At 32.9% G+C, this 17404-nt stretch carries 10 protein-coding genes; 7 read left to right on the forward strand and 3 right to left on the reverse strand.

Features of this window, described 5'->3' with window-relative positions; genetic code table 11:
* The first annotated feature begins 28 nt into the window (after positions 1-28).
* The 3 genes from B7R65_RS10240 to B7R65_RS10250 all read left to right on the forward strand — a co-directional run bounded on the left by B7R65_RS10240 (position 29) and on the right by B7R65_RS10250 (position 8276).
* Positions 29-2260 (forward strand): YhgE/Pip domain-containing protein, encoded by a 2232-nt coding sequence (locus B7R65_RS10240; protein ID WP_088042657.1) that lies wholly within the window; start codon positions 29-31, stop codon positions 2258-2260.
* Between the two features lie 420 nt (positions 2261-2680).
* A complete protein-coding gene (locus B7R65_RS10245; protein WP_088042658.1) occupies positions 2681-3946 on the forward strand; it encodes a helix-turn-helix domain-containing protein in 1266 nt (421 codons plus the stop codon).
* Positions 3947-4100: 154 nt separating this feature from the next.
* Positions 4101-8276 (forward strand): S8 family serine peptidase, encoded by a 4176-nt coding sequence (locus B7R65_RS10250; RefSeq protein WP_088042659.1) that lies wholly within the window; start codon positions 4101-4103, stop codon positions 8274-8276.
* Positions 8277-8367: 91 nt separating this feature from the next.
* Here the strand turns inward: B7R65_RS10250 and B7R65_RS10255 are convergent, their stop codons facing one another.
* Positions 8368-9363: an NAD-dependent epimerase/dehydratase family protein gene (locus B7R65_RS10255; protein ID WP_088042660.1), complete on the reverse strand. Its 996-nt coding sequence runs from the start codon at positions 9361-9363 to the stop codon at positions 8368-8370.
* A gap of 296 nt (positions 9364-9659) precedes the next feature.
* Between B7R65_RS10255 and B7R65_RS10260 the strand changes: the two genes are divergently transcribed.
* From B7R65_RS10260 to B7R65_RS10275, 4 genes are all read left to right on the forward strand, one after another.
* Positions 9660-10757 (forward strand): CotS family spore coat protein, encoded by a 1098-nt coding sequence (locus B7R65_RS10260; protein WP_088042661.1) that lies wholly within the window; start codon positions 9660-9662, stop codon positions 10755-10757.
* Positions 10754-12400 carry a glycosyltransferase family 4 protein gene (locus B7R65_RS10265; protein WP_088042662.1) on the forward strand — a complete coding sequence of 549 codons (1647 nt, stop codon included), beginning with the start codon at positions 10754-10756 and terminating at the stop codon, positions 12398-12400. Before B7R65_RS10260 ends, B7R65_RS10265 begins: the two co-directional genes overlap by 4 nt.
* A gap of 439 nt (positions 12401-12839) precedes the next feature.
* Positions 12840-13748 carry a UTP--glucose-1-phosphate uridylyltransferase GalU gene (gene galU / locus B7R65_RS10270; RefSeq protein WP_088042663.1) on the forward strand — a complete coding sequence of 303 codons (909 nt, stop codon included), beginning with the start codon at positions 12840-12842 and terminating at the stop codon, positions 13746-13748.
* 1 nt (position 13749) lies between these two features.
* Entirely contained in the window at positions 13750-15072 is a 1323-nt protein-coding gene (locus B7R65_RS10275) for a UDP-glucose dehydrogenase family protein (protein WP_088042664.1), read from the forward strand.
* 81 nt (positions 15073-15153) lie between these two features.
* Here B7R65_RS10275 and B7R65_RS10280 read toward each other — a convergent pair whose 3' ends face one another.
* A complete protein-coding gene (locus B7R65_RS10280) occupies positions 15154-15957 on the reverse strand; it encodes a HipA family kinase (protein ID WP_088042665.1) in 804 nt (267 codons plus the stop codon).
* The gene (locus tag B7R65_RS10285) at positions 15954-17057 is read right to left on the reverse strand and encodes a glycosyltransferase family 4 protein (RefSeq protein ID WP_088042666.1); all 1104 of its coding nucleotides are present in this window, start codon (positions 17055-17057) and stop codon (positions 15954-15956) included. Before B7R65_RS10285 ends, B7R65_RS10280 begins: the two co-directional genes overlap by 4 nt.
* Positions 17058-17404: the final 347 nt, after the last annotated feature.

Here is a 17404-nt window from a genome sequence, read left to right on the forward strand (position 1 = left end):
ATTGGGGGAACTGCTTAAGGGGGATTATATGAATTACATTAATTCATTAAAAAAAGAATTTGGTTTATTATTTAAAAACAAAAATCTACGTATCATGTCAGCTATTATCCTTTTAATTCCTTGTTTATACGCTGGATTTTTTGTTTATAGTTATTTTGATCCGTATGGCAGAATCAAAAATGTTCCATTAGTTTTAGTAAATAATGATAAAGGTACAACAGCCGATGAGAAAGAGATTGTAATTGGTAATGATTTAGCAAATGAATTAAAGAAAAGCAAGGATTTGAATGTTACGGAATTGAATCAAAAGCAAGCTAAACAGGCTCTAAAAGATAATAAATACTATATTGAAATTGAAATCCCTAGCGATTTTTCCGAAAATGCGATGAGTGCAATGGATGCACATCCAGAAAAAGCTCAGCTTTCATATATTGCTAATGAAGGGTATAACAATACAGCAGCTTCTGTTGGGTCTTCTATTTTGGAAAAAGTAAAAGAAAAATTGGGCGATAATGTAACAAAAGCTTATACAAAAGCATTATTAAAAGCGCAAAAGGATATAGGCAATGGAATGTCTAAATTAGCCGACGGTGGCGTTAAGCTTACAGATGGTTTAAGTAGCGCAAAAAGCGGAACGGATAAACTTTCAAATGGTCTTAAAGAATTTGCAAAAGGAACGATCCAATTTAACCAAGGAATGAGCAAATTAACAGGAGGGGCAAATTCTGCTGCAAGTGGCTCTTCTCAATTAGTTGCTGGTTCGGAAAAATTTAATCAAGGACTAAGCAAAATTGGAAATGGAAGTAGTCGGCTATCAAAAGGAGCGCAATCGTTAAGTGAAAAATCAGTTGAGTTACAAAATGGTATTCAACAAATGTTGATTGGCACGACAACTCTTTTCAATCAAGTTACCCAAGATAATACTTTAGTACAAGATCAATCTATACAATTAAATGAATCTGTTATTGATTATGCGAATCAAATTGATCAAACCACTAAACAAATTGGTGAGTATAAAACGAATACAAACAAAAGTATCGAAGACTTGAAAAAATCCATTCAAAACAATGATTTAGATAAACAACAGGTGATTGATTTACTTAATTCCTTTGAAACCCAATTGAATAAAGAGACTCAAAAAGGATCAACTCAAGATTTACTTACTAAAAAAGACTCTTTAATTGATGAGATTCAAAGTTTAAGTGCTAGACAACAATCTTTATCAGATCGTTTAGGTAAACTAAAAGCAGGTCAAGAACAATTGCTTGCAGGTGCAAGTGCATTCTCAGATGGCCAGGCTCAGTTTGCTCAAGGTATGAAAGGGTTAAATGAAGGCATTATTGCTGGTCAAACTGGATCTAATAAGTTGCTGGAAGGTTATCAATCACTTTCAAACGGACTAAATCAATTAGCAACTGGAAGTAATAAGTTAAGTGATGCGTCAACAAAAATATCAGATGGTGCTGGAAAACTTAATGATGGTACGTCTCAATTAGCGGATGGTTTAGAGAAATTAACATCAGGTTCTGGCAAACTATCTAATGCTTTAACGACAGTTGACGATAAGCTTAAGGAACATCAATTCACGGTTAATAAAGCTGCAGATGCAATATCCAAACCAGTAAGCCTTGATAGTAAACCGATAAACCATGTGAAGAAATATGGGGATGGTTTTGCACCATACGGTTTAACTTTAGGCTTATATGTAGGATTATTTTTATTCACATCTGTCTTTCCATTATTAGAAATTGGCTCATCTAAAACTGGGGTAAGCTGGTTCTTAGGTAAATTAACAATAGTATTTGGAGTAGGTGTTATACAAGCCATTATCGTAGATATATTATTGTTAATCATTGGTGTTCACGTTGAACATATGACAAAATTTTTCTTATTATCGATTTTAACAAGCTGGACTTTTGGTGCAATATTTTTATTTATTCAATCAGCGTTTGGTCATTATGGAAGATTCATCTGTATGTTCTTCTTAGTCCTACAGTTAACTTCTTCTGGAGGAACATTCCCGATTGAAATGCTACCAAAATTCTTTAACAATGTGCATCAATGGATTCCAATGACCTATTCTATTCTTGGATTTAAATCAGTTATTAGTATCCATGATAATGATTTATTCATAAGTAGTGTTCAATCATTATTAATCTTCTTTTGTATCGGTTTCATATTATCGATATCATATTTTGTGTATCGATTCAAAAAAAGTCAAAATCAAATTGAAAGATCTTCAAAAGCCCGAACAGCTTAATACGAGTTTTACATTTTCACAACGCTTAGAGTGTTATTCTCTGAGCGTTTTTCTTTAATAAAATAAATTACTTTATTTATGAGGAAATTGAAATAATTTGCATTCTTGCTAAATTGTAATGACGTTTGAACTACGATTTTTAATAGACTATTAAATCTGGATTAAATTTAAGAATGATAAGAGGAATTAGGAAAAGGATAGTGGAATGTATTGCTATAATAAAATTTAATTATTAAGTTCTTTACTTTAAGCTTGTTGGAATTAAGGTCTTTGTTAATGCAAATTTTAGTTCAAGAAGATGATTGGCGATGAAGGTACAGACTTCAAGATCGAAAAATCTAGAAATTACCATAAAAAATACTAACATTGTTTAAGAGCACAACAATTTTCTATTAGAGACATCGAGAGGAGAGTTTAGTAATGAATCAGATTCTTCTATATGAATTTCAAAATTTACTGATTAATAAAAGTTGGAACAAGGCTGATTTAGCTAAACATTCAGGTATTCATTTTAGTGATATTAGTAGAATTTTTAATAATAAAAAGCCACTTTCATTACATTATTTAGATGCTATTACGAAAGCATTTTGTCTACCTGAGGGTACTTTTTATTCTTATTATACTCAACTATGTTTTAATCAAAATAGATATCTAGATAAACGAAGAAGTGTAGCTTTTATTTATAAATGTGCAATTAATGGTTATAAAAATGAACTTCACTTTATGATTTCTGTTATGTTGGAGGAAAAATCGAAAACAATTCGTACTAAAAATTTACAAAATCTGTTTCAAATAGCAGAGCAACTTTTTACAGAAGGTAAAGAGAGTGAAGCAGTGCCTTTATATGATATTATAATTAACAATATGCCAGATTCCTTATCAGAGGAAGTAGCAATAAGCTATTTTAGGAAGTACTATTTAAATAGATTAACAGAAGATGGTCCATCTACACTTGTGCACGTATTAGATTACTTAAGTTATATGCCTGAGGAATTTCAAGAATTAACATTTTTATGGATTATGGCAACTTATTATATGCTAAAGCAGTGGGACAAAGTATTACATTATGCTAATCGTCTAGAAAAAATTGCGAAAATAGAAGATCATTATGGAAAAGCTCTTTTGTATCAGGGGTTTGCGTTAACTAGATTAGGAAGTTCACTTGATGAGGTACTAGACTTAATTAATCGATATGGAAAAATTAATGAATACTTTGCTGAAATTGCGATTGGTAACCGCTTTGTAGCATTAATTGATTTTGGTCAATTACATTATGCTGATGAATATTATAATTGGCTTAAAACTCGTGATGATGTACATGTAGGTTTACCGAGAATATTAGAATCTTATGTTAAGTTAGGTAGAATAGAAAATGCGAAAGAATTAATCAAACACCATGAAAAAGAAATTAATGAAATGGCGATCAGTTCTAATTTATTTACACAGCAATTGTATTTTGATTATTGTTTTGCTCTGTCACTTTTAAAATGTGAAGAGAGAAGTTTTATTGAAGGTTTAAATGATTTAATTGAAGTTGCTAATAAAGTAAAAAACGTAGGAATTTTTGAAAAGTTTAAGCAGTGTCTACTGGCTATCTGGCATTATAAAGAATACTTAACTCCCGAATTAGAGGAGAAATATTTGCACTTGTTAAGGCCGAATAAAATACCTCACTTTAATTTTTAAGAATTTACTAAGAGCTCCTAAGGGGTTCTCTTTTTTTGTCGAGATTTATCGAAAACTAAATTGGTAATTGATAGAATTTTTAAAAAATAAAATACTGTCAACTCTCCTTATAATCAAATTAGAAAGAAATTACTTGCAAGAAGGGGAGAGAAAGATGAATCGTTTTTTAAAAGGTACAGCCATTTTTACCTTAAGTACAGGAGTATTATTCAGCTCATTTCCGATTAAAAGTCACCAAACAATTGCAAAGGCAACAACGACAGATTCAATTGAGCAAGTACTAGCGAAACTTTCACCAGAACAACGCAATGCACTAAAACAATTACAAGTAAGTAGTGGTGAAGGTCTTCAATTACCATCTTCGGTAGATTTAGATAGTACAGATAATCTATCAGTAATCGTTGAATTTAAAGAACAACCAGCAAAAGTAGCAGTTTTAGAAGAAGCAGCAAATGGAAATAGTTTATCACTTTCGGATGCAGAACAAAAAGCAAATGAAGCCCAAGATACATTTAAAAGTGATTTAGAAACTATTTATAAAGATGATTTAAAAGAGAATAATAAATTGTTTAAGATTAAACGCACGTATAAGAGCTCACTAAATGGAGTTTCAATGGAACTACCTGCAAATAAAGTAAAATCATTATTACAATCAAAGGCTGTTAAAGCTGTTTGGCCAAATAATGTGATAAAAGTTGAACCACCTACTATTCAAGAAGGATCTGGCGACACTAAAAAAGTAGCAACAGAAGTATTCCCAGGAATCAATAAATTACATGATGAAGGTTTTACAGGTAAGGGGATTAAAGTAGGGGTAATTGATACGGGGATTGATTACAACCATCCAGATTTAACGGACGCATATAAAGGGTATCGTGCACAACCTGGAGTCGATCCTAAATCAATTAGTCCAAGCTCAGTGAAAGGCTGGGATTTTGTCGATAATGATGCCGACCCAATGGAGACTACATACGACGATTGGAAAAAATCAGGATTATCGGAAAAAGATCCAAATACAGGAGCAACTTTCTATACAGAGCATGGTACACATGTATCGGGTATCATTGCTGGAAGTGGTAAAAATAATACAGATTATGCAGTAACAGGAGTAGCACCAGATGCTGACCTATACGTATATCGAGTATTGGGACAATTTGGGTCAGGTTCAACTGAAAGTGTATTAGGTGGAATTGATAAGTCAATAGCTGATGGCATGGATGTAATAAACTTATCACTTGGTAATAGTTCAAATGATCCTCAAAATGTTGAAAGTCTCGCACTAAATAATGCTGTTCTTTCAGGCGTAACTGCAGTCGTAGCAGCAGGTAATGCTGGAGACGGAATGTACACAGTTGGTGCACCAGGGGCTTCAGCATTAGCGCTTACAGTTGGAGCAAATGATACAAAAACTGAGATCGCTACTTCTAAAGGAACTTTGCATGGAACATCAGATGTACAAGCTGATTTGAAGTTATTAGGATTAGGATTCGGTGACAATGTTGAAAGCTTAAAAGGACAAAATCTACCAATCGTATATATTCCAAATACAGGATCTCCAGCAGATTATAATGGAAAAGATGTAGCCGGAAAAATAGTATACGTAAATAGAGGGACAATCGCACTTGTTGATAAAGTGAAAGAAGCTCAAAAGCATGGAGCAAAAGCAGTAATTTTAGCGAATAATGTGGCTGGGGAAGGATTTATTCCAACCTATTTAAGTGCAGGCTATGGAATGATACCAACTTTCTCTATTTCAGCTGAGCAAGCAGCGTTAATTCAACCGAAAACGACTTCTGGAACTGCAACATTTTCATTTGATGAAATGGGAAAACTAGTTGACGCGGGTAGCAAATTAGCAAGTTTCAGTTCTCGCGGTCCGGCTCGTATCACGTATGATATTAAACCTGAAGTTACGGCACCAGGCGTATCTGTCTTCTCGACTGTGCCAGCTTATATGCATGGAGCAGATCAAATTGGTAACTATCAATATGCATATGATAATTTATCAGGTACTTCAATGGCTACACCTAATGTAGCAGGTGTGTCAGCTTTGTTATTACAGGCAAATCCAAATTTAACGCCAGCTCAAATTAAAGAAACTTTAATGAACACAGCCGATCCATTAAATGGAGATTACAGTGTGTATGAATCAGGTGCAGGACAGGTTGATCCATATGAAGCAATTCATGCTAAAACAAGAATTGAAGTAGCAGATGAAACAAAAGGTACTTTAGATAAAAAAGGAAATCTTAAAACAGTAAAAGATTTAACAGGAGCTCTAGCATTTGGAGTATTTGCACCTGCTGGAACAAATACAAGTGATCAACGTACACTTACAATCTATAGTAATAGTAGTCAAGCAAAAACGTATGATGTGAAAGTTTCATTCCAAACAGGTCGTAGAGGATCATTAGATGCAGATGCAAATGGAGTTATGATTGTTACAGATAAGTCGATTAAAGTAGGAGCTAATTCGAAAAAGAAATCCGTTGTAGCAATCGCAGTTCCAAAAACTGCTGCACTTGGAACTTATGAAGGTTTTGTAACGTATACAAACAATTCAAATCCAGATGAAACATTCCAAGTACCGTTCGCAATTAAAACAGTTGAAGAAGGAATGAATCCTGTCACAATGAGTCCACAAGCATTTACTCATGTGTTTGATTCAGCATATGCTGGTCAGTTAATTTATACAAATGCTTATTTTAGCATCAAATCTCATATGCGTACACTTGATGTAATTCTTGAAGATGGTAAAACAGGTAAAGAGTTAGGATTCGTTGGTACGATGGATGGTTTAGGGATGCAAGAAAATGTAAATTATGGGGTATCCCATATTTTTGATGGTCTTTATTACAAATCAACAGGTGACTCTGAACAGCCATTTGCATATAACACTGATTTAGCAAAACCAGGATACTATAAACTTAAAATAATTGGTACAAATGACGCTGGTCGTACATTCTCTCAAGAAGCACCTTTCTATTTTGATAATTCGGCGCCGAAAGTGACTATTAATAGCCCTGACGTAGTTGAATATAAAAATGGTCAAACATCAGTGATATTTACTGGTTCGGTTTATGATAAAGAAACTGAAGAAATGCAAGCACTTGGCATGAATTTTAATCAAGGAAGCACTAAATTATATTATTTTGATAATTTAGGTGGTAGGGCAACATCTGTACCGGTAAATCCAGATGGTACTTTCACTGTTAATATTCCAACAAACCCTACAAGAGCAATGTTACTAACTTTCTATGCATTGGATGCGGCATCAAATAAAACATTTAAAGAAGGTAGAGACATTTTCGTTACACGTGATGATGCAGCATATGGATATATGCAAGCTGATAAACGTTCTGCAAAAATGGGAGAAACTGTTCATGCGAAGCTAACTTTAAATAAAGTAAATAACGTGAAGCAAGCTGTTTATAAGTTCTATCATTACACGAATGTTGCTTCAATGAATGTTACACCAAACCCAAGCCTAGCAGATAAGATCAATATAAATGTCGCGGAAAAGGTATACAGTGTAGGTTCAAGTCTTAATGAAGCGACTGTAACAGTTACATTAAAGGATGGAGTAGCTCCATTATCTGGAGATCTTTCATTAGTAGATTTAGCATTTACAATGTCTAACGATTACACTGCATATCCTGTAACGTTTGCAGCTTATATGACAAGTGTGACTTATACAGATATGAATAATACGACCAAATCTGCAATGAGTGGTAATCCTAATCTTTATTATATGGAACCAACTTATTCACTAGCACGTGGTAGCAACAGTGCCGAAGCATTTTTGAATCCAAATGGAGATGCAAATCAATCGTATGATTATTCAAAAATGGGTATTAAAGTAAAAGCAACAAATTCGAGCGGTACAATTTATAACGGAGTAATAAATTCAGGCAGCTCATCAGTATTATTCCAAATTCCAAATTTACCATTAACTGATGATCAATACGAACTTGAATTCAGTATGCCAGGACATTTTACAGTACACAAGAACTTTACAATTGGATTCCATGAAGATGGAAAAGTCACTTACCAAAATCTATATTTAAAACTTAACCCAGCTACTGCAGGAGACGTTAATAAAGATGATGTAATCGATGTAATGGATGCAATTTATCTTCAAACATATTGGGGAACAAATAAACGCGATGCAGATATAAATTTTGATGGTGTTGTAGACTCAAAAGATATGGCATTTGTTGAAGAAAATTACTTAATGCAAAATCCAACTATTAATTATGCGCCGACACCTAAAAAGAAATACAAATCACAAACATTAGAAAGTGTAAAAAGTGCATTAGGATTAAACTAATTGATATAAAAAGAGCAACTACAAATTCGTAGTTGCTCTTTTTAATAGCTTAATGGTTATCTTTAAGAATAAATCGTTTCATAGAGAGTGTTTACGTAATATTATTATACTCTTTATACCATTCTACGAATTTGCTAATTCCATCTTCAATTGAAGTATTTGGCCTATAATGAATATCTTTTACTAATTCCTCGATATCTGCATATGTTTCAAGTACTTCACCTGCAATCATTGGAGAAAATCTGATTATTGCTTTTTTACCGAGTTGTTCTTCTATAACTTCTATGAAATAGTTTAAATTTACAGGGTTATGATTTCCGATATTATAAAGTTTATAAAAAGAAGTAGACTCGTTAGGCGGTCCATTATTTATGATACGGACAACGGATTCGATTACATCATCAATGTAAGTAAAGTCCCTTTTCATCTGTCCATAATTATAAACATCAATTGGCATTTGATTCATAATAGCGTTTGAAAATTTAAATAAGGCCATGTCTGGTCTACCCATTGGACCATAAACAGTAAAAAAGCGTAACCCTGTAGTAGGCAGATTAAATGTGTGACTATATGTGTATGCCATTAATTCATTTGCTTTTTTCGTAGCTGCATATAAACTAATTGGTTGATCGACACGATCGTTAATTGAAGAAGGAGACTGTTTATTATTTCCATAAACAGAACTTGATGAAGCATATATGAGGTGTTTAATTTGATGGTTTTTACAACATTCTAGTATATTTGCAAACCCTACTAGATTTGATTGAATATATGAACCGGGATTCTCTAGACTATACCGTACCCCAGCTTGGGCAGCTAAGTTAATAACAATATCAATCTCGTTTTGTTTAAATAGACCCTCTAATAATTCAATATTATCAATTGAACCTTTCACAAAACTAAAATTAGGATACTTCTTTAAAATATTTAATCTATCAAATTTTAATTTTGGATCATAATAATCATTTATATTATCAATACCTAAGACATGAAATCCTTGCTCTAATAGACGACGAGATAGATGAAATCCAATAAATCCAGCACAACCCGTTATAAAAAAACGATTTGAGGTGAGTTGATCTTCCATAAAAACCTCCTTACCTTACAATGATTGGAATATCATATGTATCTAGAATCAACAAAGTTCGAATACGAAAATAAATATGCATATAACTAGATTATTTTTAACATCAAATTTAATCTTCTTCTTTTTAAAGTGGATATACATTATAGCCCTCACCATACTTGTACAAAGTCATATTATTACATTAGGTCTAAACTGACTTAGAGCTTTAAATGTTGTCGAAATAAAAGTTATTCAATTCATTTCAATAACATGAAATGTTTATTTTTTAATGGGCTCTAAATAGTAGGAGGGAGAAATTGGATAATATATTGATTGAACCATGGTTAGAGGATGAACTTAATCATGAGTTTTATGTACCTGAATATATTGAAAAGATAGCACTTGAAGTGCTTACGTATTATGATCTTCAAGTCAGTAGTATGCAAGTGGTTACAACAAAACCTGATAAAGGGGGGGCCATTTGGAAAATTGAAACAAATAAAGGCCCAAAAAGTTTTAAGCTTTTACACAGAAGACCAACTAGAAGTATGTTCAGTCTTGGCGCACAAAAGTATTTAGTTGAAGTACAAAAAGCACGAGTTCCAGGCATTATTAAAGCAAATAATGGTGAGGAATATATAGAGGCTGGCGGTAAACTATGGTTTGTAGCCGAATGGATTGAACAACTTGCTCCTGTATCGAAGGATTTAGAAGGAGCAAAACTTCTCTGTTATGCGCTAGGAGAATTTCATCGTTTAAGTAAAGGGTATGAGCCACCAAGTCAAGCAGAAAATGCAAGTAGACTTTACAAATGGCCAAAAAGCTATGCGAAAATATATTCTAAAATGAATTGGTTTCGAAATGTTGCACTTGCATATGAAGAATATCCAGCAAGTAAGGATCTATTAAGTGTTGTTGACATGTTTCAGGAACAAGCCAAAAAAAGTATAGATGAATTAAATAACTCAAATTATTTTTCCATGGTCAGTGAAGGGAATGCAAGTTGGGGGTTAGTTCATCAAGATTATGGATGGTCAAATGGTCAAATGGGACCAAATGGTATGTGGATCATAGATTTAGATGGTGTTGCATATGACCTACCAATTCGTGATTTACGAAAATTGATTTCTGGAACGATGTCAGATTTATACCAGTGGGACGTAAATTGGGTAAGAGAAATGATTATGGCCTATCATGAAGCAAATCCAATATCTGCGGAATTATATGACATATTAGTAATCGATTTATCTTTACCAAATGAATTTTATAAAAATATTAAAGAAGTATTATATGAACCAGAATTATTTTTAAGTGATCTAACTACTTCACAACTTATTAAATCAATCGTTGATTTAGAGCAATCGAAATGGGCAACTATTAATGAAATTAGAAATGACTGGAGTGGAAAATCATGAAAATATTAATGGTTTGTACAGAAAATCTCCCTGTACCTCCAGTATTAGGTGGTGCAATACAAACTTATATCTCTGGAAGTTTACCTTATTTAAGCAAAAGTCATGATATTACAATTATAGGAATTAATGATCCATCACTTCCTGACGAAGAAACGATAGATGGTGTAAATTATATTCGTGTACCTGGAAGGGTACTTGAATTATATCGAGATGGTGTGGTTCGATATATCGAATCAAATCAATTTGATCTAATCCACATTTTTAACAGACCACGTCTTGTCTTACCTATCAGAAAAGTAGCTCCTAAAGCAAAAATCACTTTAAGTATGCATAATGATATGTTCAATTTTGGGAAAATAGATGACTATGAAGCAAATTTAGTTATCGAAGAGGTTTCTAGTATTGTAACTGTTAGTGATTATGTAGGTAATGTGATTAAAGAGCTTTATCCTCAGAGTGCTTCAAAAATCAGAACGATTTATTCTGGTGTAGACACCAACCGTTTTTTACCAGGTACTGACCCGAAAATGATTGCTACGCGTAACTCACTTCGACAAGAATTTGGTCTTGAAAATAAGACGGTTTTATTATTTGCCGGAAGATTATCTGAAAACAAAGGTGTAGACCGATTAATCAGAGCATTACCACAACTTTCGAATTCATTTAAAAATTTAGCATTAGTAATAGTAGGGAGCAATTGGTTTAGTCAAAATAATGTAACAGATTACGTGGCATATGTTAGAGCTATCTCGAAAAAACAACAAGTACCAGTTATAACAACAGGATTCGTTTCTCCTTTTGAAATGCAAAATTGGTTTGCAGTCGCTGATCTGTTTGTCTGTACATCTTTATGGCAGGAACCTTTAGCAAGGGTTCATTATGAAGCGATGTCAGCAGGGCTTCCAATCGTAACAACTGCAAGAGGTGGAAATGCTGAAGTAATCATTTCTGGTGAAAATGGTTTTATTGTTGAAAATCCAGAAGACCCTAGTGAGTTCGCAACTAAGATAACTCAAATATTATCAAATAAATCATTAATGAATAGCATGGGCAAAAAAGGTAGAGAACTAGCAAATGAAAAATATTTATTTAGCAGAGTAGCGAGTGAATTATTAGAAGTTTGGCAGAAATCTGAATTTTCATCAACAATTACTACAGAACAATTAGAATCATACGAATCGAAGTTAGTAATTAGAACAGCGGAACCTAAAAAAGTAGTCATTAACACAGATCAAATGACACAGGCAGATTCTAACAAGGATTCTGTGAAAGTAACTGAAAAGACAACAAATAATGTTACTAAAGATAAAACTAAAAATAAAACGAAAATGAAGAAAGAGAAAAAGCATGTTGAAGAAGTACTTGTAACTGTCGAACAAGAAAAAGTTGCTAATTTTGAACAAGAAAAAGTTGTAAAAGTTAAGCAAGAAAATGTAATAGTAGAACAAATTTTAAATGCCAATATGCCTAGGAAATTAAAGCCACTTAGAAAAGTAACTGAAAAAGCTACTACAACTAGGATGATGAATGCTCAAGAGAAAGTTCAAGAAACAAGAGCTCAAGAATCAAAAACTCAAGTAACAAGAGGCAATAATGGTCAGACGAGATTAGGGAATATAAGAAGATTAACTGAGAGGTATTAGAATTAGAAAATAACAAATGAAGGGCTTGTGTTTATACTTGCTCTTTTTTGTTCTTGATTGTAATTAGGAAATCATAAAACGAAACGTTTAATAGACTTATTCATTTCTATTGAGTAAAAGCATTTTTTATCATTAATCCTTCCATTTTATGATGATTGGCATGATAAACATATAGTAAATAAAAAGTAAGGTTAATATAGTAAATGTTGGCCAAATCTTTTTAAGCACAAAAATCACCTCGGTATAGTTTGTAACAACTTTGAAAATTTATTCATTAAAAAGTTCCAATATATCAAAAGCCCAATAGGTTATTATCTTATAGGGTTAACAATCTACCTTGTAAATAGTGAAGTTTCGGATATTAATAGGCTTATATGGTGACCTTTTTCGACAATTTACATATACAGTATTATTGAAGAAAGATTTGGAGGCAACCATAGTGAAAATCCGAAAGGCTATTATTCCCGCAGCCGGTCTTGGGACGCGTTTTTTACCAGCAACGAAAGCCCAGCCGAAGGAAATGTTACCAATAGTTGATAAGCCAACTATTCAATATATTGTAGAAGAAGCAGTTGCTTCAGGTATCGAGGAAATAATCATTATTAGTGGTAGAGGTAAACGATCAATTGAAGATCACTTTGATAAATCCTATGAACTGGAAGAAGCACTATCAAGAAAAAATCAGTTTACAGTACTAGAAGAAATTCAAAAAATATCTAATATGGTGAAAATATTTTATGTGCGACAAAAGGAGCCTAGAGGTTTAGGTGATGCCATTTTATGTGCTAAAAGCTTTATTGGAAATGAACCTTTTGCTGTACTATTAGGCGACGACATTGTTTTATCAGAAACTCCGTGTTTAAAACAAATTATCGAAGTTTTCGAACAGTCTCAAAATCCAGTCATTGCAGTTCAAAAGGTACCTGATCATGTGATAAGCAAGTATGGTGTAATAAAGCCAAAAGAAACGACTCATGAAGAAATTGACCTTTTTCAAGTAGATTATCTTGTAGAAAAGCCAAAAATAGAAGATGCTCCTTCAAATTATGCAATTATGGGGAGATACATTCTAACTCCGGAAATATTTGATATATTATCAGTACTTTCTGTTGGACAAGGGTGTGAATTGCAATTAACAGATGCGATAAATGTTTTAAATAAGAAGCGACAAGTAATGGCATTTGACTTTGAAGGAAGACGTTATGATATAGGAGATAAGATTGGTTTTATTATGGCAACCATTGATTTTGCTATTCATAGAGAGGATATAAAAGAAGAAGTAATTGCCTTTTTAAAGGAAATAGATATTAATGATACTCTCCCAGATAATGATCAGGAGGTAGATTAATATGAAAATTGCCATTCTAGGTACTGGTTATGTTGGTTTGACTACCGGTGTCTGTCTATCTGAAATCGGTCATGATGTAGTATGTTTAGATATCAATGAGGAAAAAATTAATAAATTACGAGCAGGAATTTCACCAATTTACGAACCAGGATTAGAAGATCTAATTATAAAAAATGCATCAGCTGGTCGGTTATTATTTACAACTTCATATAACGAAGGTTTAGAAAATGCTCAAATTATTATTATTGCTGTAGGAACACCACAAAGTGATGATGGAGCGGCTGATTTATCCTATATAGAGAGCGCTGCATTAAACATTGCATCACATTTAAATTCAGAAACGATTATCGCTATTAAAAGTACGGTTCCAGTAGGTACAAATGAAAAAATAAGAGATTTAATACGAAAAAATTGTAGTGAAGAAATCAAATTTGAGATGGTTTCAAATCCTGAGTTTCTTAGACAAGGATCTGCGGTTAAAGATACGATGAAAGCTGATAGAATCATTATTGGATGTGAAAACAAAGTGGTAGCTCAAATTGTTCAAGAAATGTATGCTCCATTAAATGTTCCCTTTCTAGTAACGAGTATCAGAAGTGCAGAAATGATAAAATATGCTTCTAATGCGTTCTTGGCTAGTAAAATAAGTTATATAAATGAAATTGCAAATATTTGTGAAGTTGTGGGAGCAAATGTAGAAGATGTAGCAATGGGAATGGGAAAAGATAATCGGATTGGTGAAGCATTTTTAAATGCTGGTATCGGTTATGGAGGTTCTTGTTTTCCTAAAGATGTAAAAGCATTATTGCACACAGCTCAATCAAATGGAATCGAATTTTCTTTTTTGAAAGATATAATTGCTATTAATGAAAATCAGCACGAATTACTAGTCATGAAAGCATTAAGACGTTTCGGTGAGTTAAGTGGAAGAAAAATTGCGCTATTAGGACTTTCATTTAAACCAAACACTGATGATATGAGAGAGGCCCCTTCTATTAAAATAGCTCGTTCATTAAATAGCTTAGGAGCGGATGTAGTAGCATATGATCCAGTTGCAATAAATAACGCTAGAAATATTATAGGTGACACAATAACGTATGCTTCATCTGTGAAAGAAGCATTGAGTGGATCTGACGCAGTTTTTATCGTAACAGAGTGGAAAGAATTTACCGAATTAGACTTATCGCGTCTATCTGATCAAATGAAAAATCCTATTATTTTTGATGGAAGAAATTGTATAGTTGAGGATAGACTAAGAGAATGCAAGTACGTAGAATATTATCCTGTTGGAAAGCCGTCAATCCTAATTAATAATCAAGAATAATATAGAAGGATCTTATAATATTTTCAAAAACAGCTTATAGAAAAAACGACTCTCAAATAATATTGGAGTCGTTTTATTACTTTATTCTAGATTAGTTAGATTCTCAATTTTCGTTTTTTGTATCGGACGATAAATCGTTTTAATGAATATTCTCATTAGTACAGGAAGAAACTTTTTGCGACGATTGATTAATCTACCTACAAGCGCTTTTTTATCTTCCTTTGATACTAGCCAATCATCGGGGATTAAATCGACAATTTCTTCTAGTAAAAGTACAGGGAATGTTTGTATAATTTGTAATTGTTTAGCAAAGCTTCTCTCGTCTTCAATATAACTTGACATAAATTGATGAGTAGCGCTTTTCATTAGCTCTTTTGGAAGTGTTTCTAATTCAGAGATTATCCAACTATGCGATCCAAAAACCTCTGCATGATCGATAATCCATAATTGGAAATTATTTAATGTCTCCTCACGTAAAAGTATATTTTTCCGCGTACGATCACCATTGCATAACCAATAATCAAATAAAATAATTCCAGCTAATGATCCATGATTTTTAATACTAGGTACACTTGAAATTTGGTGACCATTTAAACATTCAGGTACATATAAAGAGGCAAATTGATATTTCGAATTATTAATAACTTCTAGGGAAATATCCGGAATTTTTGCTGAAAACTCTTCAGGTATCTCCACGATTTGAGCGAATGGTATAGGAAGTCCTAAATATCTAGCAATACAATATGAAATCCATTCATTTGGTAGCGTTTTTTTTAAATCATTGTGAAAATACTTAACAACGTAATCTCTTCCATCGTCAAATGTAATCAAATGTGCATTTGATTTACCTTCTAGTTTTTTGATATACGAGATTGGTGTAATCATATGTTTTCACCGCCGTTTGTAACATTGCCAATCTCCAGAAGAATTTGCAAGTAAACATCAGCTACTTTATGAATAGCAAATCGTTTTTCAACATGCTTCGTCGCTTTTTGTGACATATTTTGATGAAGTGTTTGATCGTCTATGATAGAGTAAATATTTTTTACTGCATCTAAAACATCATGACCTCGATACAGCATGCCAGTTTCTTGATTGATTACAATTTCCGAGATTGGCATGATATTTGAGGCTACTACTGGCACTCCACAAGCCATTGATTCGATAAATGTATTTCCAAATGATTCAGATTTGGTTGTTGCTAAAGAACAACCGCCTGATTGTAGCACTTTTGCGTAAACATGTGGCATTTGCTGGTAAGGAATAACTGGAAACCATTTAATGATATCTGTCAGACCTTCTTCTTCCCATTTTGCAGCAAATTCTTCACGCTGAACACTTTGCGCTCCACCTATTAGCCAAATTTCAATATCGGATCGTTCACTTTTTATTAATTTGGCAACTTCAATCAACATAGGCCAGTTTTTACGTTTATCCACTCTACCTATCCAGCATACTACTTTTTTTCCATTAGGGAGTATGGGGTTCATTTCAAAATCAATTTCATCTGGGGTTAATCGACGGAAAAAAGCAGTATCAACCCCATTGTAGATTACTTTTATGGGGATATCATCGGTAAGTATAGAAACTAATCGCTTTTGATAATTGGATGGAACAATGATCGAAACGGGTTGAACTGTCCGAAATTTTTTAAGATGTGGTTGTAATTTAATCAGTTCAGGTGTCCTTGCTTCCACAATAACAGGTCCTTTAAAATTAGCCTTTTGAATCCACTTATAAGCAGCTCCTGTATCAACAACAATAATTGCATCATAATTACTCTCTTTAATGATGTTGATAATTTTATTTTCATCTTTTGTTAAATAAACAGGTGCTACATCCTCCATAATGTGTAGACCACCATGGTCAGTAGTATATAAAAATTCAGTTTCAATTCCAAATTTCTTAAAATAGATTGCGCGATTACGCCAGCCAGCATTTACTCCACCAACTGTTAACAGTCGCCAAATGACTAATACTTTCAATTTTTGCCCTCCTCGGTTTGCTGGTTCTCGAACGAGCTTAAATGTTAAAAAAAGGATAAATAGAATATGAATCTATACTTTATCTTCAAATATAAGAAATCATAAAATTTGTATAGAAGTCCTATTTTATTAAATTCAAATAACTGTAATTTGTAAGGGCAGGTAACTAAAAATAATAAATTTAATAAGCGATTTAACTATAAAATGGAAACTGATTAACCTTTTCTTAAAAACGAAGTTTGTTTTAAAACAACAATCTTTTAGAAAAGCTGTTTGCGTAAACTTTGTTTCTAATAAAAAAGTATTTCGTAGATTTCCACACCAGGATGCTCGCTTTCCGTGGGGCG

This window comes from Bacillus sp. EAC, from assembly GCF_002156875.1.
GTDB lineage: Bacteria > Bacillota > Bacilli > Bacillales > Bacillaceae_G > Gottfriedia.